Consider the following 25,505-nt stretch of genomic DNA (forward strand, 5'->3'; position numbering starts at 1 on the left):
GAGCGCCATGGTGTGATGGCTGGCGACGCGCGGTTCAGTCCTGACACAGGACCTGGAGGCACCGCCACTCACATAGCATTGCGAAGGATGGTGGCCAGCACGTCCTGGGTGTAGGTTTCAGCCAGGCCAAACCAGCGGGCGTTACCCTTGAGGTTCTCCAGGATGGCGGGCAGGTCCGCCTCCGTGATGCCGAGCTGGGAGAGGCGGGTCGGCGTGCCAATCTTGTCAAACCATTTCTCAAGGGCGGCAATACCTTCCTCAGCGGTATTCAAGCCAAACAGCTGCTGGGCGAAGCGCTCGAACTGAGCCGGACTCTGGCCCTGGTACCACCTCATCCAGGCGGGCATCACCACCGACAGGCCGGCGCCATGGGGCACATTGAACAGGGCGGAGAGAGCGTGTTCGATCATGTGGTTGGGGTAGCCAAAACCCGAAGTCCCCGCATAGGTCAGGCCGTTCAATGCCAGGGTCGCCGCCCAGGCGAACTCGGCGCGGGCGTTGTAATCGGCGGGATCCGCCAGCAACTGCTCAGTGGTCTCCAGCACGGTGGCGATGACGGACTCCACCAGGCGGGACTGAATTTTCGGCTGCACCTTGGCGGTGAAGTAGCCCTCGATGGAGTGGGCTATGATGTCCGCCGCCGAGTACACCAGATAGTCGCGGGAGACCGTCTGCATCAGCGCCGGATTGACGATGGAGACTTTCGGGAAGGTGTGCACCGAGTTGATGGCGAACTTCTCTTTGGTGTCATCGTTGGTCACCACGGCGCCGCTGTTCATCTCGCTGCCGGTGGCAGCCAGGGTCAGGATGGCAAACACCGGCAGCGCCGCCTCGATCTGCCCCTTGCCGACGAACAGATCCCAGACATCCCCCTGATAGAGGGCCCCTGCGGCAATGGCCTTGGCGCTGTCGAGCACGGAGCCGCCGCCGACGCTGAGAATGGCGTCGACCTCCTGTTCCCGCGCCAGGGCGATGGCGTCACGCACCTTGGAGATGAGCGGGTTGCTGACGATGCCGCCGCACTCCACGAACGGGATCCCCTGCTCGTTCAGACTGGCGCTCACGCTGGCGAAGAGGCCATCGCCCTTGATGCGATCGCTGCCATAGGCCAGCAGCACCTTCTTGATGCCGTGCAGGGCCAGGATCTCGCCGATGAGCCGCTCCTTGCCGGTGCCAAACTCGATCCGGGTCGGGTTGTAAAAGCTGAAATTGTCCATCTTGCCTGTCTCTCTGTCTGGGTTCATGCCGGGAGGCTTGTCGATGAGCTGAACTATAAATGGGCAACAAACATCGAACTAGACGGCAAATGGATGAATCAGTTACAACTAAATGATGTAAATCGACGAGAAAGACCATGATCAGCGAATTGAGATCCATCACCACCTTCGTGCGCACGGTGGAACTGGGCAGCCTCAGCAAGGCAGCCGAGGCCCAGCAGATCTCCCCTCAGGCCGCCAGCAAGGCACTGAGGCAACTGGAGACCTATCTCGGGGTGCGTCTGTTCCATCGCACCACCCGCAGCATGTCGTTGACCGAAGAGGGCCAGCGTTTTCTGGAGGCAGCCCAACCCGCCCTGCTCGGCCTGCAACAGGCGTTGTCAGCCGCGAGGCAGACCCGGGAAGCATTCGCCGGCCCACTGCGGATCGTGGGGCCACGCTCGGTCGCGCAGATGATCATCGGCCCAGTGCTGGACGAGTACTGCCGGCTCTACCCCGAGGTCCAGCCGGATGTGCAGCTCGATGACCGTATCGGCAACTGGGTAGAGGAGCGAGTCGATGTGGGCCTTAGGATCGGGCTCTCGCCGCAGGACGGGCTGATCGCACGCCGCCTGTTTCCCTTGCAGCTCATCATCTGCGCCTCCCCCACCTATCTGCGCAAACATGGGGTGCCGCACACGCTGCACGATCTGGGCGTGCACCGCTGCAGCGTGTTTCGTCATGCCGGCACCGGCCACCTTATTCCCTGGCATGTGAAGCTTGGGGAGAGCGTGCAGGATCATCTCGTTCGTCCGGCAATATCGACCAATGATGAGACGGTAGAGCTGGGCGCCGTGCTGGCGGGAGAAGTGATAGGCCAAATTGCCGGGCCGACGGCGGCGGCGCACATCCGGGCCGGTCGCCTGGTTCCCCTGCTGCTCGACCACATGACAGACATGTACAGCCTGTTTCTCTACTACGGCAGCCGCGCGGCCCAGCCCGCCCGGGTACGCCGCTTCATCGATCTGGCGGTCGAGCGTCTCACCGACAGCCCGGAGTTCGTGCTCGGTGCCGAGGAGCTGCGCCTTGCCCATGCTCGGGGAGTCGGGGATGCAATGCCCGGATAAGGAGCGATAAGCAGGTGATCGAGCTGTCACAGAGACAGGAGTACCAGGCGACGGCTAACTGACGAAGAGCCCTCCACGAAAGATAGGCGGGCTCACGGTGACGCAAGGGTGCCCCAGGATGTTTCCAGCATCAGCCAAAGGAGTCTGGTTGACTAACCCGGGCTTTACTTCGACGCCAATGACAACCTCGTAGTCGGCCAAGAGACGCCTTTTGAGCCTTCGAGATCCTTGACGCATGCGCCGGGTGGCAGGCGGGTTGGCGGGTTGGCGGGTTGGCGGGTTGGCGGGTTGGCGGGTTGGCCAGTATTGTGGTCACTGGTGGCGACAACTCATCGCACATCACAGGCCAAGGCAGACGGTGAACGCCCAGCAACTGAGCGGTCACCGTCACCTCGTTGTCGACCAGCATCCGACGTCGTCAAGGGGATGTGAGTGCCTCGTCCATCTTGCTCTCCACCTGAGGCAGGGGGCTCGCAACGGGATCAAAGATGGCATCCAGATGGCCACGCAATTCTTCAATAGCGCCTGCAACATCCGGCTGCTTCATCACATCGAAGCACGAGAAGGAGGGCAACACCTCTACGCCACAGAACCTGTAGTTGGCCGTGTTGCTGACGAAGACGTCATCCACCGTTTTGCCCTCGAACAACATCTGCCCAGCATCGCCAAATGCCGCCCTCGGTGCATTCCAGGTCAGCGACAGCATGTACTGCTTGCCATGCATCTTGCCGCCAGAGCCATATTGCTTGCGCGGATCCTCGCGCGTCCTGCCATCACCCGACAGAAAACGCTGCTGGAACATGCCCGCGGTAAATACCTCATCGACATACTTCTTGTAGATCCACGGCATGCCGAACCAGAAAACCGGCGATTGCAGGATGATGATGTCTGCCCACAGATGCTTGTCGACCTCGCCCTGAACGTCGTAGCCCTGCTCTATGTATGTCTCCTTCACCGCATAGCCGCGCGCTGCCATCTCTTGCTTGATGATGCCTGCCAGGGTGCTGTTCAGTTTGCCGCCGGAGATGCCTTCAAAAAACTGATGTGCGTTGATGATCAATACGTTTTTCATCGTCTTCTTTTCCTCAATAATCAATGGTCTGATGAACCTTCTCACTTGCCTGTTGGTTTCGGCGTCGTGGGGTCCATCACGCTGACCAGGGCGTCACGACACCTGATGGAAAGAGGCCCGAGGGCATGGCAATCTTGCGGATTGGTTTTCATGGGTGCCTCCTTCACGGTGAAGGCAACTATAGGCGCCGCATTAGCGCAGAAAAATAGCTTAATCCTGCACACCATATGAAGCTATGCTTCAAGATATGAAACTCAATCAACTCGACGGCCTGATGGCCTTTTGGAAAGTCGCGGAGCATCGCGGCTTCACTGCCGCGTCTGCCGAACTGGAGGTATCGCCTTCCGCGCTGAGCCAGGCGATCAGGCAGCTGGAAGCGCGTCTCGGCGTACGCCTGCTCAATCGCACGACACGCAGCGTGAGCCTGACGGAGGCTGGGGAGGACTATCTTGCCCGCATCGGCCCGGCACTCGGTCAGGTCATTGTGGCGGGTGAAGAGCTGAACGTCCTGCAAGGTGGGCCCACCGGCACATTACGCATCAATGCCGCACGCATTTCGACCTCAATGGTGTTGCAACCGCTGTTGGCAGGTTTCCTTCGTGAGCATCCGAACGTGAAACTTGAACTGACCAATGACGAAGGCTTCGTCGACATCGTCGAGCGGGGTTTCGATGCGGGCATTCGCATGGGAGAAGATCTGCACAAGGACATGGTCGCCCTTCCCCTTGGCGGCCCCATCACAGTCGCCATCGTCGCCTCTCCTGATTATCTCGCGCGCTTCCCCGCGCCCAGCCATCCGGACGACCTCATGCAGCACAACTGCATCCGCTTCCGCTTCGCCGGAACAGGCGCGATCCACAAATGGGAGTTCAAGGTGAATGAGGAAATCGTCGAGTACGAGGTCAAGGGCAACCTGACCATTACGGACACCCTGTTCAGTACGGAGGCGGCACTGGAAGGCGTCGGGATCGCCTACACCTTTGAGCAGCTGGCCCTGCCACACATCAAGGCAAAGCGCCTGACGCGAGTCCTTGCACCGTTCTCGCCGACCTTTCCAGGCTTCTCTCTGTACTACCCCAGCCGGCATGATCAACCGTCCAAGTTGAAGGCATTCATCGAGTACGCGCGGCGGGCTGTCATCTGAGCAAGCCTGCTTTCAGCTGTTGCTGAAGGTGCTCAACAGCGCTCGTTCGCCCTTGTTGCTCCTGCATAGTCGCTTGGGCCGGGATACACATGTCACCGAACCGGCAGATACCAGAGAGGATCGGCCGCTTGCTCACAACAATCCGGACGTTCACATCATAGGGGGCGGAGGCTGGAACCATGGCAGAGATGACGGCTGGGTTTTACGCGAGCACGCGCACAGACAAATAACTGGGCGAGCTTGTTTTGGACTGCCAGCCTATCCCGCGTGCCGAGCGATATATTGATGTCCGTCGGCAACGACAGCAGGTGTGCCGACCTTCCGAAGGAAGCAAATGTCTTAGGGACTGATGAGCCAGAAACGCATTGCAGATGCGATCAGTCATCCACACAAAGTGGATTACCAAGAGGTCTGAAGGGGAATTGGAAGGTAACTTATTGATTTTCAGAAACAGGTGGTGGCCCCACCAGCCACATCCCGGCACTCGAGTCCCCCACCTTGGCTGCTACCTTCCGGTCCTGACCAGGTCGACGGGTTATCAATGCGAGAGGACCAATGGGACCACCGGCGACGAGAATAGCAAAGTCCCGTTTCATTGCAATGGCTTTCTGCCCAGGGATGGTGCGTTTGCCTGCTTTTTCGGCAATTAGCCAATAAATCAGCTAAATAGCATAAATTTCGCCCCTATCACCAACATCAGCATGGCGAATGCCTGCTTGAGTCGCTGAGGGGGAAGACGGTGTGCCAGCCGGGCGCCGATGCGGGCAAACAGGGTGCTGGTGAGGATGATGCCGAGCAAGGCTGGCAAATAGATGAAGCCCAGGCTCCACTCGGGCAAGCCGGCATGGCCCCAGCCGGCGTAGAGATAGCTGAGGCTGCCCGCCAGCGCGATGGGGATGCTGCAGGCGGCGGAGGCCGCGACAGCGTTGCGCATCGGCACGCTGTTCCAGCTGAGGTAAGGCACGGTCAGGGAGCCCCCGCCGATGCCAAACAGCGCCGACATCCAGCCGATGACGGTGCCGGCGATGCCGGTGCCGACCGGACCAGGCAGATGGCGTTCCGCCTTGGGTCTGAGGTTGAGCCCCATCTGCACGGCCATGGTCCAGGCGAAGCAACCTATGATGACGTTGAGGGTGCTGGCGCTGAGCAGGTTGGCCGTCATGCCACCGAGCCAGGCACCGACCAGCATGCCGACCGCCAGCCGACGGATGATCAGCCAGTCGACGGCGCCCGCCTGTTTATGCACCCGCAGCGAGCTGAAGCCGGTGAAGATCATGGTGGGCAGCGAGGTGCCGAGCGCGAGATGGGTGATGATATCGGGGGAGACCCCCTGGGCATGGTAGGTGAAGACCAGCACAGGCACTATGATGAGCCCCCCCCCTATCCCGAACAGCCCCGCCAATATGCCCGCGAAGGCCCCCAACAGCAGATAACCCATAAACAGCATAGAATGTCCTTCCCAAGCGGCGTCACCGTCCGTTTCTGCCAGTCGACACCTGAAAAAAAAGATGGCCAGGAGGCCATCTCTTCATTGTGCCGATTAATGCAGGGGAATGGTACCGTCCATCACCTTGTAGAAGGCCAGCACGGCGCAACCGAGCAGGGCCGCCGTCATCCCCTGCTCCAGCCGGTTGAGGCTGCGCAGCCCATGATGCTGGCGCGCCTTCCAGTAGATGAAGATGCCCGGGCTGTAGAGCAGCGCCACCAGCAGCAGGTATTCCACCCCGGCGGCATAGACCAGCCAGCAGCCGTAGACGGTGGCCACCAGCGCCAGCAGCAGGTCACGCTTGCGCTGGTGCGGCTGGCCCTGATAGGTCTCCCCGCTCAGCGCCAGCTTGAGCCCATAGGCGCCGGAGAAGACATAAGGCACCAGGGCCGCCGAGGTGGCGATGTTGACCAGCGCCAGGTAGGTGCTGCTCTGGAAATAGATGATGATGAGGAAGATCTGCACCAGACAGGTGGAGCACCAGAGCGACACCTTGGGCGAGCCGTTCTTGTTCTCCTTGGCAAACCAGGCCGGGAAGACCCCGGTCTTGCCGGCGATGTAGGGCACTTCCGCCGCCAGCACTGTCCAGCTCAGCAGGGCGCCGATCACCGAGATCACCAGGCCGATGTTGATGAGCCAGGCGCCCCAGGGGCCGACCACGGCCTCCAGGATCATGGCGGTGGAGGGGTTCTTGAGGGCGGCCAGTTGCGGCTGGCTCATCACGCCAAGGGAGAACAGGGTCACCATCACATAGAGCGCCAGGGCGCCGAGCAGCGCCAGCACAGTGGCACGGCCCACGTCCTTGCGATGACGGGCGCGGGCGGAGACCACCACGGCCCCCTCGATGCCGATGAAGACCCAGAGCGTCACCTTCATGGTGGACTTGACCTGATCCATCACGGATCCCAGCTCCATGTTGCCCTGTCCCCAGATGTCCAGGGTGAAGGTCTCCATGTTGAAGGCGAGCAGGACGGCGACACAGAACACGATGAGCGGCACCATCTTGGCGATGGTGGTGACTATGTTCACCAGGGCGGCGACCTGGATCCCGCGCAGCACCAGGGCATGTACCGACCAGATGAGCAGGGAGGCGAGCGTGATGGCCACCGGCGTGTTGCCGTCACCGAAGATGACGTTGTCGGGGGTATCGAAGAAGTAGCTCAGCGCGCTGAACACCACTATGGCGTAGGAGACGTTGGCCAGCAGTTGGCAGAGCCAGTAACCCCAGGCGGCGTTGAAGCCGACGAAGTCGCCGAAGCCCGCCTTGGCATAACTGAAGATACCGCCGTCGAGATCCGGGCGGCGCATGGAGAGATTCTGGTAGACCAGCGCGAGGCAGATCATGCCAAGACCGGTGATGGCCCAACCCAGGGCGACGGCCCCGGCGCTGGCATGAGCGGCGATATTTTGTGGCAGACTGAAGACCCCGGCGCCGACCATGGAGCCGATCACCAGCGAGATGAGGGCGCCAAGCCCTAGTTTCTTGTCCATCTCAATCCTGTTTGATTAGGCGGCTGCAGAGCGTCCGTATTCATACTGCGCGCGACATGGGAGGGGCGAAGAGTCCGAGCCCCGTGAAAAAGGCGGCAACTATATTGCATGACTATTCCGACCGCAATCCCTCGCGGTGCCAATCATGCGCCACCTTGACCGCGCGCAATTCTACAGCACTGACCCCTGAGGCCTGTGAGCTGGTTCAAATTCAGAAAGACCCATTGATATTTCTCATTTTTCCATGACCTCGCCCCGCCTTTTCCAGATCAGCGCTGCATGGACATGCAGGCGCCCGAGGCCCCGCCAGGCAAGGCCGGCGGCGCAGACAGCCAATAAAAACGCCCCTGTGCCGAAGGCAAGGGGCGAGGTCCTGGTCGGCGACCCGCGTCAGAGCCGCAGGCCACCGTCGAGATCGATTATCCGTCCGGACAGATAGTCATTGGCGAGAATGAATTGCACCGTCTGGGCCAGCTGCGCGGCCTGCCCCAGGGTACCGACCGGGATGGCCTGCTGCATCCGGGCCATCGCCTCCGGTTTCATCGCCGCCGTCATGTCGGTGGCAAAGACGCCGGGGGCTATGCCCATCACCCGGATCCCGTGGCGGGACAGCTCCCGCGCCCAGGTCACCACCAGCGAGGCCACCCCCGCCTTGCTGGCGGCATAGTTGCTCTGGCCTATGTTGCCGGCGCGGGCGATGGAGGAGATGTTGATCATGACCCCCCCCTGCCCGCCCTTGGCCATCAGCGCCGCCCCCTCGCGGCCACAGAGGAAGGTGCCGGTCAGGTTGACGTCGATGACCGCCTGCCACTGGGCCAGGCTCATCCTCTCCACCAGCTCCCCCTCCTTCACCTTGATCAGCATGCCGTCCCGCAGGATCCCGGCGCAATTGATAAGGCCGTGCAAGACGCCAAATTGCTCCTTGATGGCGGCGAAGGTCGCCTCCACCTCGGGCTCGCTCGCCACGTTGCAGACGAACAGGGCGCAGCGGCCATCCCGGCTGCGCAGCTCGGCCTCGGTGACCTCCAGATCGGCGCGATTGACGTCGATGAGGGCCAGCACAGCCCCCTGAGCGGCCAGGCTGAGGGCGATGGCGCGGCCCAGTCCTCGCCCCGCCCCCGTGATGGCGATAACCTTCTGCTTGATATCCATGGAGACTCCTTGCCAGCTGACTGGCCATAAATGGTTGGGTGAACGGGCCGAGGGCGGTGTCGCCTCGAATCAACCGGCCTGGGACTGATCAGCGATTTATCCAGATAGGGTTCGACGATGCTGGAAAAATTCTTGCCCCCCTCTGGTTCACGTGCAGGTTGAAACGGCGGTGGAGGCCAGAGCCCCCTAGCGCTTATTTGTCACTTGGTGCCTTATCGAGATACAGCGCCAGGATGCAGGAGAAATCCCGCGATCCCTGACCCTGGCTCGCATGCAGGTTGAAATGGCTGTGGGGGGCCAGAGCCCCTGGCGCTTATTTGTCACCGGGTGCCTTATCGAGATACAGCTCCAGGATGCTGGAAAAATCCTTGGCCCCCTGACCCTGACTTGCGTGCAGGTTGAACAGGTTACGGGCCAGCGCCCCCAGGGGCACGGCGCTGTGGGCATGCTCGGCCAGCGCCATCGCCAGCCCCAGATCTTTTACCATCAACCGGGTCATAAAGCCCCCCTGGTAGCCTCGGGCGGCAGGCACGTTCTCCATCACCCCGGGCCAGGGGTTGTAGCGCTCCAGGCTCCAGTTGTTGCCCGAGCTCTTGCCCATGATGGTGGAGAGCACGGCCGGGTCCAGCCCCTCCTTCACCCCGAGTGCCAGCGCCTCGGCGGTGCCCGCCATGTGGATGGCGAGCAGCATGTTGTTGCACATCTTGGCGATCTGGCCCGCCCCCAGCGCCCCGGCATGGAACAGGTTCTGCCCCATCTGGGCCAGAATGGGCCTGGCCGCCTCGAAGTCGGCCTGCTCGCCGCCGACGATAAAGGTCAGGGTCCCCGCCGCCGCCCCGGCAACGCCACCCGAGACGGGGGCATCGATGAAACGGATGCCGCGCGCCCTGGCCGCCTCCCCCACCCGCCGGGCCGAGGCCACGTCTATGGTGGAGCAGTCGATCACCTGGGCCCCCGCCGGCAGCGCCCCCAGCAGATCCTGGCCGCCCCCCTCTGCCAGCCAGAGCGAGCACACATGCTCGCCGGCCGGCAACATGCTGATGACCACCTCACAGCCACCCACCGCCTCGCGGGCATCGCCGGTGGCGATGCAACCGGCGGCGATCGCCTTCTGCAGGTTCTCCGCCACCAGATCAAACACCTGCACGGCGTGGCCGGCCCTGGCCAGGTTGGCGGCCATGGGGCCCCCCATATTGCCTAGCCCGATAAATCCGATCCTTGTCATCCTTTGCTCCTTGCTTCGTTCGTTATCTGGCCGGGCCTTTCCGGCGCTCTTGTCTTGTCGACTCGCGGTTAAGGGGTCAGGGGATTCTTCCCTTCGGGCCAGCGATAGAAAGCGTCAAGCCAGTCGCTGCCCGGTTGGGGCGCCTGCCAGCGGGGGGACCTGTCCTTGTCGATGAGCAGCGCCCGCACCCCTTCCACGAAGTCCCCCTTCAGCACGCAGTTGACCGACAGCGCCAGCTCATCGGCGAACACCTCGGTCAGGGACTGGCGGCGGGCCTGCCAGTACTGGCGCCAGAGGATGGCGCGGCTGATGGGGCTGCCGCCGCGGCAGGTCTCCCGCGCCGCCACCAGGCTCGCCTCATCCAGCTCGGCATCGAACAACCTGTCCAGCACCCCTTGCAGGGTGCGGCCGGCCATCAGCCCATCGATCCTGGCCTGCCGGGGCAGGATCACCGGGGCCGGCAAGGACGAACTGGCACACAGGCTGCCCAGCAGGCTATCGATCTGATCACGTCGGCCGTCCGCATCCGCAGACCAGGGCAAGGCGGCGAGACGCGGCAGCAGCTCGCCGCGCGCACCGCTGGCGATGGCGTGATCCGCCAGCCCCAGCCCGATGGCGTCCGCGCCGTTGAAGCGCGCCCCGGTGAGGCCGAGCCAGAGCCCGAGTCGCCCCGGCATCCGGCTCAGGAACCAGCTGGCCCCCACATCCGGATAGAGGCCTATGGTCACCTCCGGCATGGCAAACAGGCTCTTCTCGGTCACCACCCTGAACCCGGCGCCGGCAAACAGCCCTATGCCCCCCCCCATGCAGATGCCATCCACCACGCAGATGAGTGGCTTGGCATAGCGGTGAATGTGGTGATCGAGCCTGTATTCCTGCTCGAAGAAGTCGCGGGCATAGCCAAACAGCGCCTGCTCGCTCTCCTGCCGGCGGTAATAAAAAGAACGAATGTCGCCCCCGGCGCAGAACGCCTTCTCCCCGGCCCCCTGCAGCAGCACGCAGACCACGGTCGGATCCTGCTCCCACCGATCGAGCTCCCGTTGCAGGGCCTGGATCATCGGCAGGCTCAGGGCGTTGAGGGAGGCGGGGCTGTCGAGGGTCAGCACGCCGATCCGATGGCCATCCCGGCTGGGATGGAGGCTTGCCTTTACCGGCTCAGTCATCGGTGGCGCCTCCCCGGTTCGCGGGATAACGATGGGGAAAACAACCTGAAACAGGGGGATTTATTACTCATGAACGGCTCCATCCGGTTTTGATGAGGGGTCTATGCCCATCCCGTAGTGCCAGCGCGGCGCTCGCTTCTCCAGGAAGGCGGCCACCCCCTCACGTTGATTGGCATCGCTGAACAGCGAGAGGAACAGGCTGCGCTCCAGCGGCAAGGCCGCGTCGCGCGGGCCGCTGCGGCCCTGATTGATCAGCTGCTTGCAGGCACGCAGGGCGCTCGGGCTCTGGCGCTCGACCATCTGCGCCATCTGCTGCGCCGCCCCCCAGGCATGGCCCTCGGTCACGACCTCCTCCACCAACCCCATCTCGTAGGCCAGGGTGGCGCTCACCTTCTCGCCACAGAGGATCATGCGTTTGGCCCAGCCCGGCCCTACCAGCTCGGTGAGACGCTGGGTGCCGCCGGCACAGGGCAAGAGCCCCACCGAGGCCTCAGGCAGCCCCAGCTTGGCCTGCTGCTCGGCGATGCGAATGTCACAGGCCAGTGCCACCTCCAGCCCGCCGCCCATGGCATAGCCATTGATGGCGGCGATGCTGACACCGTGGAAACGCGCCAGCGCCTCGAAGGCGCGACCAAAGGCCTCGGCCACCGCACGGGCGTGTACCGGGTTGCCGTCGGCAAACATGTTGAGATCGGCCCCGGCGCAGAAGAACTTGTCCCCCGCCCCGCGGATCACCAGCGCCACCACATCGGGGCGGCTGTCGAGCTCCACCATCATCTGCAGGAAGGCCTGCAGGCTGGCGAGGGTCCAGGTGTTGGCGGGCGGATGATCCAGGGTGATGTAGGCCACGTGACCGTGATATTCGAGCCTGATCCTTGTCATTGCATTGTCCTTGTGAATAATCCTGCCCGCCATGATGACAGGGTTGAATGGAGCCGAACTCTGGCTGGCTCACAAAGATAACGTTGGCAGCCGTTATTCCAGCGACTGACCGGGGTCCACCATCAGGCGGCGGGCGATGATCGGCCGCATCACTTCCTGCCTGGCGTCTTCCAGAGATGGCGCAGGAGTCCGTTACTCCAGCGACAGACCGGGATCCGCCAGCAGGCGACGGGCGATGATCAGCCGCATCACTTCGTTGGTGCCTTCCAGAATGCGGTGTACCCGGGTGTCGCGCAGGTAGCGCTCGAGCGGGTACTCGCGGATATAACCATAGCCGCCAAAGAGTTGCAGGGCTTCGTCACAGACGCGATAACCCACATCGGTGGCAAAGCGCTTGGCCATGGCGCACCAGGCGCTCTTGTCCGGGCTGCCGTGGTCCAGCTTGTCGGCTGCCTGGCGTACCAGCAGCCGGGCGGCGGCCAGCTCGGTAGCCATGTCGGCGAGGCGAAACTGCACGCTCTGGAATTCGGCGATGGGGCGGCCAAACTGCTGGCGCTGCTGCACATGGGCCAGCGCATCGTCCAGCGCCTGCTGGGCTGTGCCCACCGAGCAGCTGGCGATGTTGATGCGGCCACCGTCGAGGGCCTGCATGGCGAACCTGAACCCTTCCCCCTCCTGCCCGAGGCGATAACGGGCGGGGATGCGCACCCCGTTGAAGGCCACCTCCCGGGTCGGCTGGCTGTTCCAGCCCATCTTCTCCTCCGCCTTGCCGTAGTGGATCCCCGCCGTGTCGGCGGGCACCATAAAGGCTGAGACCCCCTTGGCCCCCTCGCCGCCGGTGCGGGCCATCACCACCAGCACCTCGGTGCTGCCCGCCCCCGAGATGAACACCTTGTTGCCGTCGATGAGGTAGTCATCGCCGTCCCGCACCGCGCGGGTCTTGAGGGCCGCGGCGTCCGATCCCGCCCCCGGCTCGGTGAGGCAGTAAGAGCCCAGCAACTCGCCGCTGACGAGCCTCGGCACCCACTGCTCGGCCACCTCGCTGGGCAACCAGCTGCCCAACATCCAGCTCACCATGTTGTGGATGGTGAGGTAGGCGGTGGTGGAGGTGCAGCCCATGGCCAGGCGCTCGAAGATGAGGCTGGCATCCAGCCTTGGCAGCGCGAGCCCGCCGTACTGCTCCGGGGTATAGAGGCCGCAAAAGCCGAGCGCGGCCGCCTGCTTGATGGTGGCAATGGGAAACTCGTGCTCCCTGTCCCAGCGCGCGGCATGGGGTTTGAGCGCCTCATTGGCAAAGGCGGTGGCGGCCTCCATGTAGGCCTGCTGATCCTCGGTCAGGGTAAAATCCATCTCGTTCGCTTCCTCGTTGTCCTTGGTTTATCTGTCGCTGCCAGCTGTCGATCGGTGCCTGCCTATGATCTGGTTCCGATCCTGCCGAGCTCTTTCCTCGATCGGCGTCAGCTCAGTACCACTGATCGCCGCTTAGCGCAGGCTGATGGTCATATTGGGGCCGTGCGGAATGTCCTCGTCGAACCAGCGCTCGGTCACCGTCTTGGTCTCGGTGTAGAAGCGCACCGCCTGCTTGCCGTAGGCGTGCAAGTCCCCGTAGAAGGAGCCGCGCCAGCCGGTGAAGGAGAAGAACGGCAACGGCACCGGAATGGGCACGTTGATCCCCACCTGGCCCACCGCCACCTCGTGGCGGAACTTGCGGGCCGCGGCGCCGCAGCCGGTGAAGATGGAGGTGCCGTTGCCATAGGGGTTGTTGTTGATGAGGGTGAGCGCCTCGTCCAGATCCGCAACCTCCAGGCAGGCGAGCACGGGGCCGAAGATCTCCTCTTTATAGATGCGCATCTCGGGGGTCACGCCGCGAAACAGAGTCGGCCCCACCCAGTTGCCCACCGGATAACCAGCCACGTCGCAGAAGCGGCCGTCGAGCAGGCACTCGGCCCCCTCACTGATCCCCACCTCGATCAGGTTCTCCACCCGCACCTTGGCCTCCGGGCTGATGAGCGGGCCATAGGCCGCCTGCGGATCGTGCCAGATCCCGGGCCTGACTTTGGCAAATTCGGCGGCCAGCTCCGGGATCCACTCCCGGGCACCGCCCACGAACACCGCCACGCTGATGGCCATGCAGCGCTGGCCGGCAGCGCCGACCCCGGCCCCCACCAGGTTGCTCAGCACCTGCCCCTTGTTGGCATCGGGCATGATCACCATGTGATTCTTGGCGCCGACGAAGCATTGGGCGCGCTTGAGGTGATCGGTGGCGGTGCGATAGACGTGGGCCCCGACCCGGGCAGAGCCGACGAAGCTGACCGCCTTCACATCCGGATGGGTGATCAGCGCATCCACCTGCTCGGCGCCGCCGTGCACCACCGAGAGGATGCCCTTGGGGGCCCCCGCCTCGGTGAACAGCTCGGCCAGCCGCATGGGGGTGAGCGGATCCTGCTCCGAGGGCTTGAGCACGAAGCCGTTGCCACAGGCGACCGCCAGCGGAAACATCCACAGCGGTATCATGGCGGGGAAGTTGAACGGGGTGATGCCGACGCAGACCCCGAGCGACTGCACCCAGGAGTGACCGTCGACCCGGCGCGCCACGTTGCCCATGGTCTCCCCCATGGTCTGGCTGGCGATGGCGCAGGCCTGCTCCACCACCTCGATGCCACGCCAGACATCCCCCTTGGCATCCGCCAGGTTCTTGCCGGTCTCCTCGGCCAGCAACTCGGCCAGCTCGTCGTGATGGGTCTTGAGCAGATGCTGATAGTTGAACATGACCCTGGCCCGCTCCGGCGCCGGCACCTCCCGCCACAGCAGGTAGGCGTCGTGGGCGCTGCGCACCGCCAGCTCGACCTCGGCCGGGGTGGCCATGGGCAGGCGCGCCAGCAGACTCTGATCCGCCGGGTTGGTCACCTCGATCCACACCTGACTCTCGGAGGCATGGGCCTGACCGCCTATATAGAGCGGCACATCGCCGTACTGGGTGTGATGGTGACTCATGCTGCCCCCCTCTTGCCGCTAGGCCAAGATCTGCACTTGCTGATCATGCTGTTCACTCCTTGCGTTCGACCGTTCGAGGGGGATGCACCGCTTGCCGCCACCGCTCAACGAATTTACCTTAGACTAACAATCAATTTACGTTTACGCTAACGTAAACTTAACCCATAAATGGACTGACCAGTTTGTTGCCATTGGCGGCACTGCCGGTGAGTACCAGCCGCTTGATATAAAGGAGAGCAAGGATGCATGCCCTGATGGATGAGACCCTCCGCGCCCTGACCGAACAGGTCGAGGCCTTCTGCCAGAAGGTGATAGCGCCCCGCGCCAGCGAGATTGACCGCAGCAACGCCTTCCCGCGCGACCTCTGGCCCCTGATGGGCGAGCTCGGGCTGCACGGCATCACGGTGGCGGAGGAGTATGACGGGGTCGGCCTCGGCTACCTCGCCCACGTGCTGGTGATGGAGCAGGTGAGCCGTGCCAGCGCCTCGGTCGGCCTCTCCTACGGCGCCCACTCCAACCTCTGCATCAACCAGATCCACCGCCACGGCACCCCCGATCAGAAGGCGCGTTACTTGCCTGATCTCGTCAGCGGCAAGCACGTGGGGGCGCTGGCCATGAGCGAGCCGGGAGCCGGCTCCGACGTGGTCAGCATGCGCCTGACGGCAGAGGCCAACGGTGATCACTTCGTGCTCAACGGCACCAAGATGTGGATCACCAACGGCCCGGACGCCGACACCTTCGTCATCTATGCCAAGACCGATGCCAAGGCCGGCGCCAAAGGAATATCGGCCTTCATCGTCGAGGCGGGCACGCCTGGCTTTACCACGGCCCAGAAGCTCGACAAGCTCGGCATGCGCGGCTCCAGCACCTGCGAGCTGGTGTTCGAGGAGTGCAGGATCCCGAAACAGAACCTGCTCGGCGCCCTGCACGGCGGGGCCCGGGTGCTGATGAGCGGCCTGGACTACGAGCGCATCGTGCTGGCGGCGGGGCCCCTTGGCATCATGCAGGCCTGCCTGGACGTGGTGTTGCCCTATGTGCGCGAGCGCAAGCAGTTTGGCCAGGCCATCGGCGAATTCCAGCTGGTGCAGGGCAAGCTGGCGGACATGTATACCCGCCTCGCCAGCAGCCGCGCCTTGGTCTATTCGGTGGCGAGCGATTGCGATCTCGGCCACACCAGCCGCAAGGATTGCGCCGCCGCCATCCTGCTGGCCGCCGAGAACGCCACCCAGATGGCGCTGGACGCCATCCAGCTGCTGGGCGGCAACGGCTACATCAACGAATACCCCACCGGCCGGCTGCTGCGGGACGCCAAGCTGTACGAGATTGGCGCCGGCACCTCGGAGATCCGCCGCTGGCTGATCGGCCGCGAGTTGATGGGAGAGAACACATGAGTCAAATTCACTCCCTCCTCGACACGGCGAGCGCCGAGTTTGCTGCCAACCGGGAGGCCATGCAGGCCCTGGTGGCCGATCTCAACGCCCGCTTCGACGAGATTGCCCTGGGGGGCGGCGCGGCCAATCAGGCCCGCCATCAGGCCCGCGGCAAGCTGCTGCCCCGCGAGCGCATCGATCGGCTGCTCGATCCCGGCTCCCCCTTCCTCGAGCTCTCGGCCCTGGCTGCCTGGCAGGTGTATGAGGAGCCGGTGCCCGCCGCCGGCATCATCACGGGATTGGGCCAGATCGCGGGCCGGCTCTGCCTGCTGGTGGTGAACGATGCCACCGTCAAGGGCGGCACCTACTACCCGCTCACCGTGAAGAAACACCTGCGCGCCCAGGCCATCGCCGAGCGGTTGCGGCTGCCCTGCCTCTATCTGGTGGATTCGGGCGGTGCCTTCCTGCCCATGCAGGACGAGGTGTTTCCCGATCGGGATCACTTCGGCCGCATCTTCTACAACCAGGCCCGCATGTCGGCCCAAAACATCCCCCAGCTCGCCGTGGTGATGGGGCTCTGCACCGCGGGCGGCGCCTATGTGCCCGCCATGGCCGACGAATCCATCATGGTCAGGGAGCAGGCCACCATCTTCCTGGCGGGGCCGCCGCTGGTCAGAGCCGCCACCGGCGAGGAGATCAGCGCCGAGGCCCTGGGGGGCGCCCTGGTGCATTGCGCCCACTCCGGGGTGGCGGATCACCTGGCCGAGGACGATGCCCATGCCCTGGCCATCGCCCGTACGTTGGTTCGCAACCTGGGGGTGAACAACCTGGGCGCGCCACCCGCCCCAACCTACGACGAACCCCTTTATCCCATAGAGGAGCTCTACGGCCTGGTGGGCACCAGCCTCAAGCGCCCCTATGACGCCCGGGAGCTCATCGCCCGCCTGGTGGATGGCTCCGAGTTTGACGAATTCAAGGCGCTGTTCGGCACCACGCTCATCACTGGTTTTGCCCGCATCTGCGGTATGCCGGTGGGGATCCTCGCCAACAACGGCGTGCTGCACAGCGACAGCGCCCAGAAGGGTGCCCACTTCATCCAGCTCTGCAATAAGCGTGCTATTCCCCTGCTGTTCCTGCAGAACATCACCGGCTTCATGGTGGGCAGTGCGGCGGAGAGAGAGGGCATCGCCAAGCACGGCGCCAAGCTGGTCACCGCCGTGGCCTGCAGCCGGGTGCCCAAGCTGACCCTGATCGTCGGCGGCAGCTTCGGCGCCGGCAACTACGGCATGTGCGGCCGCGCCTATGAGCCCGACTTCCTGTTCAGCTGGCCCAACAGCCGCATCTCTGTGATGGGAGGCGAGCAGGCGGCCGGGGTGCTGGTGCAGGTGCGCCGCGATAAGCTGGCGGCCGAGGGCAAAAGCGTGAGCGAGCAAGAGGCCGAGGCCATACGCGCGCCGGTGATCGCCCAGTATGAACAACAGGGTCACCCCTACTACGCCAGCGCAAGGTTGTGGGATGACGGCGTCATCGATCCCGCCCAGAGCCGCACCGTGCTGGCGCTGGCGCTGGCGGCCTGCCAGGGCGCCGAACTTGGCCCAGAACAATACGGCATCTTCCGGATGTAAGGAGTTCAGCATGTCCGACCCCCTCTTTGACAATCTGCCCCAGGCCGGTTTTCGGCTGGAACGCCATGGCCCGCTGGCGGAGCTCGTCCTGGCTCGCCCCGCCCGCCACAACGCCTTCGATGCGGAGCTGATGCTGGGGCTGCTCGACTGCCTCGACGAGCTGGTCCACCACCATGACAACCCCCTCGCCGAGCGGCCACGTGTCCTGCTGCTGCGGGCAGAGGGCAAGCACTTCTGCGCCGGCGCCGATCTCGACTGGATGCGCAGCCTCGCCCACGCCGACTTCGAGCACAACCGCGAGGATGCGAGGGTGCTGGCGCGGCTGATGCAGACCCTGGACACCCTGCCCTTCCCCACCCTCGCCCTGGTGCAGGGGGCCGCCTATGGCGGAGCCCTTGGCCTCGTCTGTGCCTGTGACATAGTGCTGGCCAGCGACGATGCCCGCTTCTGCCTCTCCGAGGTGAGCCTGGGGCTGGTGCCGGCGGTGATCAGCCCCTATGTGGTGCGCGCCATGGGCATGCGCCAGGCGCGCCGCTACATGCTGAGCGCCGAACCGTTCGATGCCATCACCGCCTGTCGCCTCCATGTGGCGCACCAGCTGGCCAAACCGGCGCAGCTGCTGGCGGAGGGCCGCGCCCTCGCGCTGCGGCTGTGCCGCAACGGCCCGGAGGCGATGAAGGAGACCAAGCGGCTGCTGGCCGCCATCGATGAGCAGGGGGTTGCCCCTCATGAAGAGAAAACCGTCGAGACCATCGCCCGAGTGCGGGTCGGACTCGAGGCTCAGGAGGGGATGCAGGCCTTCTTCGACAAGCGCCCCCCCGGCTGGCGCCCCCGTTTCAAGGATGAAGCATGACAAACAGAAAGCCCATTCGACGCCTTCTTATCGCCAATCGCGGCGAGATCGCGGTGCGCATCATCAAGACAGCGCGCCGCCTCGGCATTCATACCATCGCCCTCTACTCAGATGCCGACCAGGGTGCCATGCATGTGCGCGAGGCCGACGAGGCCTGGCACCTGGGGCCTGCGCCTGCGCGGGAGAGCTATCTCGATGCCGCCAAGGTGCTGCGCATCGCCCGCGAGGCGGGCGCCGATGCCGTTCACCCCGGCTATGGCTTCCTGTCGGAAAACAGCGACTTCGCCAGCGCCTGTGAGGCCCAGGGAGTGCGATTTATCGGCCCGAGCGGCGCCGCCATCCTCGCCATGGGGGACAAATCCGGTGCCAAGGCGCTGATGCTGGCGGCCGGGGTGCCCGTGCTGCCCGGCTATCACGGCCAGGATCAGCGCCCTGCGCTGTTGCGTGATCAGGCGAGCCAGACCGGCTTCCCGCTGCTGATCAAGGCCGCCAGCGGCGGCGGCGGCAAGGGGATGCGCCGGGTCGAGCAGATAGACGAGTTCGACGAGGCGCTGGCGGCGGTGAAGCGCGAGGCCCTGGCCGCCTTCGGCGATGACAACGTGCTGCTGGAGCGCTACCTGCCCAAAGCCCGCCACGTGGAGGTGCAGATCTTCGCCGACAGCCTGGGCAACGCCATCTATCTGGGGGACAGGGACTGCTCGCTGCAGCGCCGCCACCAGAAGGTGATCGAGGAGGCCCCGGCCCCCGACATCCTTCCCCAGTTGCGCCAGGCCATGGGTGAGGCGGCGGTCGCCGCCGCCAGGGCCATCGACTATGTCGGGGCCGGCACCATCGAATTTCTGCTGTGCGAGGGGGAGTTCTTCTTCATGGAGATGAACACCCGCCTGCAGGTGGAGCACCCGGTCACCGAGTGCGTCACCGGCCAGGATCTGGTGGCCTGGCAGCTGGCTGTCGCCGAGGGTCAGCCCCTGCCGTTGACCCAGGATGAGGTGAAGCTGTGCGGCCACGCGGTGGAGGCGCGCCTCTACGCCGAGGACGTAGGAGCCGGATTCCTGCCCGCCAGCGGTCCCATCAATTACCTGCATTGGCCTGAGGGGATCAGGATAGACACCGGGGTCGCCGCCGGCGATGCCGTCAGCCCCTATTACGATCCCATGATCGCCAAGCTCATCGCCCACGGCCAGAGCCGCGCCGAGGCCTTTGCCCGTCTGGCCGAGGCGATCGGCACCCTGGCGCTCGGCCCGCTGGTGCACAACGGTCCGCTGTTGCAGCGCCTGTGCCAGGAGCCCGACGTGCTGGCCATGCGCCATCACACCCAGTGGCCCATCCCCACCGAGCCGCAGGCCATTCCCGCGCTCGCCTGGCCGCTGGCCGCCCTCTGGCTCGCCAGCCGCGTGGCCGGTATGGCGCCCTGGCAGCGGGCGAACGGTTTTCGACTCGGCCATCGCCAGCATTGGACGGCGGCGGTGCGTATCGGCGAGGAACGTCGGGTGCTGAGCCTGACCGGCACTGAGGGCGTGATCGACTGGCAAGGGAGCCGGCTCCCTTATGAGCTGGGTCAGGATCATATCCGCCTGCAGCAGGCAGGGCGCTGGTTGCGCTACCCCGTGCAGCACGGTACGGCCGGGGCCTTTCTGCTGCGCCTCGGCGAGCAGCGCATCCATTTTGAGGCCGATGATCAGCAGCGTCAGGCGCATCATGATCACCACAAGGGCAGCGGCGCCGTCGCGCCAATGCACGGCATAGTGGTGGCGCTGCTGGTCGAGGCCGGTCAGTCCGTCCAGAAGAACCAGCCCCTGCTGGTGCTGGAGGCGATGAAGATGGAACATGTCTTGAAAGCGGAGTGTGACGGGGTGATCGCGGCCCTGCTCTGCCAGCAAGGAGATCAGGTGAGCCAGGGCACTGTGCTGGTGCATTTTGCCGACGCTGATACGGACGCTGGCGAAAACAAACAAGAGAGCGCGTCATGAGCAGAGAACATGGGATACCGGTCGATCGGGTGAGCCTGGTGGAGATGGGCCCGCGGGATGGGTTGCAAAACGAGGCTCGCATCCTGCCGCTCGACCAGCGGCTTGAGCTGATCGCCCGCCTCGCCGACAGCGGCCTGCAGCGGATCGAGGTGGGCGCCTTCGTCTCCCCCCGAAAGGTGCCGCAGATGGCGGACTCCGCCGCACTGTTTGAGGCCCTGCCGCGCAAGGGCCCGACTCGCTACGGCGCCCTGGTGCCCAACCTGCAGGGGTTGCAGGCCGCCATTGCCGCCCGGGTCGACGAGATCGGCCTCTTCACCGCCTGCTCCGACGGCTTCACCCGCGCCAACATCGGCATCGGCGTGGAGGAGTCCCTGATCCGCTTCGCCCCCCTGGTGACGGAGGCGCGCCGCCTCGGCATCAAGGTGCGGGGCTACCTCTCCACCGTCATCGCCTGCCCGTTCGACGGCCCGACCCGCCCGAAGCGGGTCGCCGCCCTGGCCGAGCGGCTGCTGGATCTCGGCTGTCACGAGATCTCCCTGGGTGACACCATCGGCGTCGGCACCCCGGGCACGGTGGCGCCCATGCTGGATGCGGTGCTGCACGAGGTACCGGCGGGGCGGCTCGCGGTGCATTTCCACGACACCTACGGCCAGGGGCTGGCCAACCTGCTGCCGGCGCTGGAACGCGGTATCCGCACCATAGACTGCTCGGTGGCCGGCCTCGGCGGCTGTCCCTATGCGCCGGGGGCCTCCGGCAACCTGGCCTCGGAGGAGGTGGTCTATCTGCTGCACGGCCTCGGCATGAGCACGGGGGTGGATCTGGACAAGCTTGCCGCCACCGGCCAATGGGTGAGCGAGCGTCTCGGCCACGGCAACGGCTCCCGGGTCGGTCGGGCGCTCCATGCCAGGGCCCTGCAGCTGGCGGCACAGCATGAGATCGCACAGGGAGAGTGCCATGGTCCTTAATCGCGTCTCCGACAGGGAGATCACTCGCGGCATCTCGGTGCTTGTTTGGGGATTTGAGATGCCCAAGGCGCACGCCATGAATGCTGGTCATTTCTCCGGCAAGGCGATCACTTGCGGCATCCCGATGTTGGTTCGGGGATTAAACATCCACAGGAGCGCACCATGAAAGCCAGCCCCTTCTCCGGCAAGGAGGTCACCTACAGCATCTCGGAGCTGGCGCAGGAGTTTGACATCACTCCGCGCACCATCCGCTACTACGAGGATGAGGGGCTGATCACCCCGTCCCGGGAGGGGCAGACCCGCATCTACAGCCACAAGGACAAGATCCGCCTGAAGTTGACCCTGCGTGGCAAGCGGCTCGGCTTCAGCCTGGCGGAGATCCGCGAGCTGTTCGACATGTATGACACCGACCGCTCGAGCCGGATGCAGCTGCACTCCATGATCCAGCTCATCGAGGCGCGGCGTCACTCCCTGCGCCAGCAACTGGAAGACATCCAGATGGTGATGGCCGAGCTGGACGCCGCCGAGCAGCGCTGCGTCAATTCACTCGACGGCTTGAAAACCAGCGCAGATTAACCGGAGCTGAGCCCTCGCGCCCCACGCTGCACCGGGAACGCCGGTGCCGCGCCACCGGCCGATGGCGCCGGCAGGCCCATCCCCAGCCGGGTGGCCGAGCGGCCTGGGACTATGCCAGAACCCGGCGGCCCTCTCCTCTCCAACCCGACTCCGCTTCACCAGAGGCGCAGCCATCTCGCGCTATGGCAGGGCGCCCCCCGATGGCGGGCCGAGACGCGCTGGACAGAGTACGGCGTAGCGCATCCGGCAACCCATGCTTCCCCGGCGATTAATTGCTACCATGTGCGCATCAAACGGAGACCACCATGCTCAAGCCGCTGCCCGCTCGTCTGTTGCGCTATACCCTCTATCTCTGCGCCGCCTTGCTTATCTCCCTCTTCATCCTGCTATGGCAAGCCCCCAACCTCACCCAGCGCCACCTGCCCGGCTGGCTGGCCAAGCACTATGGTCTGCGGCTGACCCTGGGGGAGATCGAGGTCAATCTACGCCATCCCTCCCTCAGCATCGGCCCCTCCGCCCTGCTCGACGAGCAGCAGCAACCCCTGCTGACGTTCGAGCGGCTCCAGTTAATCCCCCTGCCGCGCGCGAGCTGGCAGCAAAAATCCATCATCCTGGCCGACGCCATCCTGACCAAGCCGACCCTGGATCTGGTCCGCCTCGCCGATGGCAAGGGCCAGCGCGAGCCGCGCTTCAATCTGACCGAGGCGCTGGCCGGGGTGCTGGCTGCCGATCCGGCTCAGGCCCCCGCCGCCGCCGAGCCTGTGCTGGTGCGCATCAACCGGCTGGCCCTGGAGCAGGGCCAGATCCAGTATCGGGATAGCCGCAAACAGAGCAGCCCGGGCTGGGTGCCGCCGCTCAATCTGCAGGCAGTGGCGCTGGAGCTGCCCGACTTCTCCACGGCCCAGGCATCTGCCAATCGCTACCGGCTGAGTGCGACCCTCAATCAGAAGAGCCCGCTCAAGGCCGAGGGGGAGTTCGATCTCCTGACCGGGGCCGGCAAGGGGCGACTCAGCCTCGGCAAGCTGCCGCTCTCACCCTTCGCGCCACTCTGGGCCCCCTATCTCAAGGTCAATCTGGCCAAGGGGGACGCCAGCGCCGAGCTGGACTACCGGCTGAGCCAGAGCAAGCAGGGGCTGGATTGGCGGCTGTCGAAGGGCAAGCTGATCTTGAACAACTGGCAGCTCAAGCGGCCCAAGGGGGCCGAATTCGCCCGCTTCAACCAGCTGGCCCTGACCGGGATCCGGCTCGATGGCAGCAAGCAGTCCCTCGATGTCGACGCCATCGCGCTCAAGGCCCCGGCCGTGATGGCCGTGCTCGATGACAGACAGCGGCTGGATCTGGCCGAGCTGCTCGTCCCGCCACCCGCCGCCAAGGCGACGGCCAAGCCACAGCAGCCGGGCAAGCCCTGGCGCTGGCAGCTCAAGCAGACCCGCATCAGCCAGGGCGAGCTCAAGCTGACCGAGTCGAGCAGCGGCAAGGCGCTGGCGCGCTCGCTCTCCGGGCTGAACCTCAATCTGGGCACCTTGGGCAGCGCCACTGGCCAACCCACGACGCTGACCCTCGCCAGCACCCTCAACGGCCAGAGCCAGCTGAACTTCGACGGTGCCCTCAGCCTCGCCCCCTTCGCGCTTGACGGCGAGATCAAGCAGCAGGGGTTGCCGCTCGGCTGGGCCCAGCCCTATCTGCAGGATCTGCTGAGGGTCAAGGTGCAGGATGGTCTGCTCAGCAGCCACACCAAGCTGGCCATCGCGACCGATGCGCAGGGGGCAATGCGCCGACTGGAGGTCACCGGCGGCTTCGACATCGACAAGCTGCAGGTGCTGGATCGGGCCGACAACCAGCGCCTGCTGCAGATAGAGCGCCTGCAACTGAGCGGCCTGCGCTATGACGGCATCAGCCAGCAGATAAGGATCGCCGATATTCTGCTGCGCCAGCCCTTCGCCCGCATCGAGATCAACGAGGAGGGGATCACCAACGTGCAACAGCTGCTGCTGCCACAGCCGGCCAGCGCCAAGCCGGCCGGCGGACCTGCCCCCCGCATCACCATCGATCAGGTGCGCACCGAGCAGGGCAACCTGCGCTTCGCCGATCGCAGCCTGAGCCCGGAGTTCGTGGTGGACATCGCCTCGCTCGCCGGTCAGAGCCGCCACATCAGCAACATTCCCGGCCAACGCTCCGATCTCGCCTTCAACGGCAAGGTGGACAGATACGCCCCCGTCACCATCCGCGGCGGCACCAACCTGCTGATCGACGATCCCGTGCTCGACATCGCCGTGGCCTTCAACAACCTGGAGCTCACCACCTTCACCCCCTACTCCAGCACCTATGCGGGCTACGCCATCGACAAGGGCCAGCTCTCCATGAAGCTCAACTACAAGTTGCAGGGCAACCGGCTGGAGGGGGACAACGACATCACCATCAAGAAGCTGCAGCTGGGGGAGAAGGTCAAGAGCGAGCAGGCCAAGGATCTGCCGCTCGGGCTCGCCATCGCCCTGCTGAGCGACGCCAGCGGCGTCATCAAGATGAACCTCAAGGTGAACGGCAACCTGGATCAGCCGGATTTCAGCCTGGGCAACATCTTCTGGGACGTGCTCGGCAACACCCTCGGCAAGGCCATCACCTCCCCCTTCTCCCTGCTGGCCTCCCTGACCGGCGGCACCAAAGATCTCGATGAGCTGCCCTTCCTGCTGGGGGATCCGAGCCTCACCCCGAGCCAGCAGACCAAGCTCGGCACCCTGGCCCAGGCGCTGAAGGAGCGCCCCAAGCTCAGCATGAACATCCGCGGCAAGGTCAACTTCAACGAGGAGCGCCCCATACTGCAACGCCAGAAACTGGAGCGCGTGCTGGCCAAGCTCACCGGCGCCCCGGTCGATCTCGGCGTGCTGGAGCAGGACCCCGCCCTGCAGGCCGCGCTGGGTGAGGCCTATGAGGCGCGCTTCAAGGAGGATCTCGGCAGCCTGGCCAGTCGGCTGACCCTGGATGAGGCGAGCCCGGCCCTGCGTGCCCAGGCCGTGATCCTGCTGCGGGACCAGCAGCTGATCACCGCCAAGTCCTTGCGCAACCTCGCCATGCGCCGCGCCCAGAACACCAAGGAGTTCCTGGTGGATACCCAGGGCATAGCGCCTGAGCGGCTGTTCGTGCTCGACAGCCAGGTGAAGGAGGCGGACAAGGACGCCAAGGTGGTGCTGACGCTGGATAACTGAGCCGGCGAGGG

At 64.8% G+C, this 25,505-nt stretch carries 20 protein-coding genes and 1 other RNA gene; 10 read left to right on the top strand and 11 right to left on the bottom strand.

The features are described from left to right. Positions 1-68: 68 nt before the first annotated feature. Complete coding sequence (locus KW821_RS16290) at positions 69-1,217, bottom strand: iron-containing alcohol dehydrogenase (protein ID WP_218292178.1); 1,149 nt, start codon at positions 1,215-1,217, stop codon at positions 69-71. 137 nt (positions 1,218-1,354) lie between these two features. Between KW821_RS16290 and KW821_RS16295 the strand changes: the two genes are divergently transcribed. Next, positions 1,355-2,323 carry a LysR family transcriptional regulator gene (locus KW821_RS16295; RefSeq protein ID WP_182785575.1) on the top strand — a complete coding sequence of 323 codons (969 nt, stop codon included), beginning with the start codon at positions 1,355-1,357 and terminating at the stop codon, positions 2,321-2,323. 418 nt (positions 2,324-2,741) lie between these two features. On the opposite strand, the gene KW821_RS16300 is transcribed toward KW821_RS16295, so the two are convergent. Further along, positions 2,742-3,395, bottom strand: a complete 654-nt coding sequence (locus KW821_RS16300) for an NAD(P)H-dependent oxidoreductase (protein ID WP_182785576.1) — start codon at positions 3,393-3,395, stop codon at positions 2,742-2,744. Between the two features lie 247 nt (positions 3,396-3,642). Here KW821_RS16300 and KW821_RS16305 point away from each other — a divergent pair, with 247 nt between their 5' ends. Next, complete coding sequence (locus tag KW821_RS16305; RefSeq protein ID WP_218292179.1) at positions 3,643-4,539, top strand: LysR family transcriptional regulator; 897 nt, start codon at positions 3,643-3,645, stop codon at positions 4,537-4,539. Positions 4,540-5,000: 461 nt separating this feature from the next. Here KW821_RS16305 and ffs read toward each other — a convergent pair. From ffs to KW821_RS16350, 9 genes are all read right to left on the bottom strand, one after another. After that, an RNA gene (gene ffs, locus KW821_RS16310) (signal recognition particle sRNA small type) lies at positions 5,001-5,097 on the bottom strand. A gap of 100 nt (positions 5,098-5,197) precedes the next feature. Next, positions 5,198-5,986 (bottom strand): sulfite exporter TauE/SafE family protein, encoded by a 789-nt coding sequence (locus KW821_RS16315; RefSeq protein ID WP_042653696.1) that lies wholly within the window; start codon positions 5,984-5,986, stop codon positions 5,198-5,200. 93 nt (positions 5,987-6,079) lie between these two features. Next, positions 6,080-7,516 (bottom strand): arginine-ornithine antiporter, encoded by a 1,437-nt coding sequence (arcD, locus tag KW821_RS16320; protein ID WP_042653695.1) that lies wholly within the window; start codon positions 7,514-7,516, stop codon positions 6,080-6,082. 390 nt (positions 7,517-7,906) lie between these two features. Next, the gene (locus tag KW821_RS16325) at positions 7,907-8,668 is read right to left on the bottom strand and encodes an SDR family oxidoreductase (protein WP_218292180.1); all 762 of its coding nucleotides are present in this window, start codon (positions 8,666-8,668) and stop codon (positions 7,907-7,909) included. Between the two features lie 313 nt (positions 8,669-8,981). After that, complete coding sequence (mmsB, locus tag KW821_RS16330; RefSeq protein ID WP_218292181.1) at positions 8,982-9,893, bottom strand: 3-hydroxyisobutyrate dehydrogenase; 912 nt, start codon at positions 9,891-9,893, stop codon at positions 8,982-8,984. Between the two features lie 68 nt (positions 9,894-9,961). After that, on the bottom strand, positions 9,962-11,056 hold the full coding sequence (locus tag KW821_RS16335; RefSeq protein WP_218292182.1) for an enoyl-CoA hydratase/isomerase family protein: 1,095 nt from the start codon (positions 11,054-11,056) through the stop codon (positions 9,962-9,964). Between the two features lie 63 nt (positions 11,057-11,119). Further along, positions 11,120-11,938 carry an enoyl-CoA hydratase gene (locus KW821_RS16340; protein ID WP_218292183.1) on the bottom strand — a complete coding sequence of 273 codons (819 nt, stop codon included), beginning with the start codon at positions 11,936-11,938 and terminating at the stop codon, positions 11,120-11,122. Between the two features lie 192 nt (positions 11,939-12,130). Further along, positions 12,131-13,288 (bottom strand): acyl-CoA dehydrogenase family protein, encoded by a 1,158-nt coding sequence (locus KW821_RS16345; RefSeq protein ID WP_218292184.1) that lies wholly within the window; start codon positions 13,286-13,288, stop codon positions 12,131-12,133. 132 nt (positions 13,289-13,420) lie between these two features. Next, positions 13,421-14,932, bottom strand: coding sequence for a CoA-acylating methylmalonate-semialdehyde dehydrogenase (locus tag KW821_RS16350; RefSeq protein ID WP_218292185.1), 1,512 nt, complete (start codon positions 14,930-14,932; stop codon positions 13,421-13,423). Positions 14,933-15,174: 242 nt separating this feature from the next. Here KW821_RS16350 and KW821_RS16355 point away from each other — a divergent pair, with 242 nt between their 5' ends. The 8 genes from KW821_RS16355 to KW821_RS16390 all read left to right on the top strand — a co-directional run bounded on the left by KW821_RS16355 (position 15,175) and on the right by KW821_RS16390 (position 25,494). Further along, positions 15,175-16,323 carry an isovaleryl-CoA dehydrogenase gene (locus tag KW821_RS16355; RefSeq protein WP_218292186.1) on the top strand — a complete coding sequence of 383 codons (1,149 nt, stop codon included), beginning with the start codon at positions 15,175-15,177 and terminating at the stop codon, positions 16,321-16,323. After that, entirely contained in the window at positions 16,320-17,927 is a 1,608-nt protein-coding gene (locus tag KW821_RS16360; RefSeq protein WP_218292187.1) for a carboxyl transferase domain-containing protein, read from the top strand. The genes KW821_RS16355 and KW821_RS16360 overlap by 4 nt, the downstream gene beginning before the upstream one ends. Positions 17,928-17,937: 10 nt before the next feature. Further along, the gene (locus KW821_RS16365; protein ID WP_218292188.1) at positions 17,938-18,780 is read left to right on the top strand and encodes an enoyl-CoA hydratase-related protein; all 843 of its coding nucleotides are present in this window, start codon (positions 17,938-17,940) and stop codon (positions 18,778-18,780) included. Further along, on the top strand, positions 18,777-20,750 hold the full coding sequence (locus tag KW821_RS16370; RefSeq protein WP_218292189.1) for a biotin carboxylase N-terminal domain-containing protein: 1,974 nt from the start codon (positions 18,777-18,779) through the stop codon (positions 20,748-20,750). Before KW821_RS16365 ends, KW821_RS16370 begins: the two co-directional genes overlap by 4 nt. After that, entirely contained in the window at positions 20,747-21,715 is a 969-nt protein-coding gene (locus KW821_RS16375) for a hydroxymethylglutaryl-CoA lyase (RefSeq protein ID WP_218292190.1), read from the top strand. Before KW821_RS16370 ends, KW821_RS16375 begins: the two co-directional genes overlap by 4 nt. Then, complete coding sequence (locus KW821_RS16380) at positions 21,705-21,881, top strand: hypothetical protein (RefSeq protein WP_218292191.1); 177 nt, start codon at positions 21,705-21,707, stop codon at positions 21,879-21,881. The genes KW821_RS16375 and KW821_RS16380 overlap by 11 nt, the downstream gene beginning before the upstream one ends. Further along, positions 21,878-22,291: a MerR family DNA-binding transcriptional regulator gene (locus KW821_RS16385; RefSeq protein WP_042653683.1), complete on the top strand. Its 414-nt coding sequence runs from the start codon at positions 21,878-21,880 to the stop codon at positions 22,289-22,291. The genes KW821_RS16380 and KW821_RS16385 overlap by 4 nt, the downstream gene beginning before the upstream one ends. 305 nt (positions 22,292-22,596) lie before the next feature. Next, positions 22,597-25,494, top strand: a complete 2,898-nt coding sequence (locus KW821_RS16390) for a DUF748 domain-containing protein (protein WP_218292192.1) — start codon at positions 22,597-22,599, stop codon at positions 25,492-25,494. Positions 25,495-25,505 lie beyond the last annotated feature (11 nt).

The organism is Aeromonas sp. sif2416 (assembly GCF_019218665.1).
Classification (GTDB): domain Bacteria; phylum Pseudomonadota; class Gammaproteobacteria; order Enterobacterales; family Aeromonadaceae; genus Aeromonas; species Aeromonas encheleia.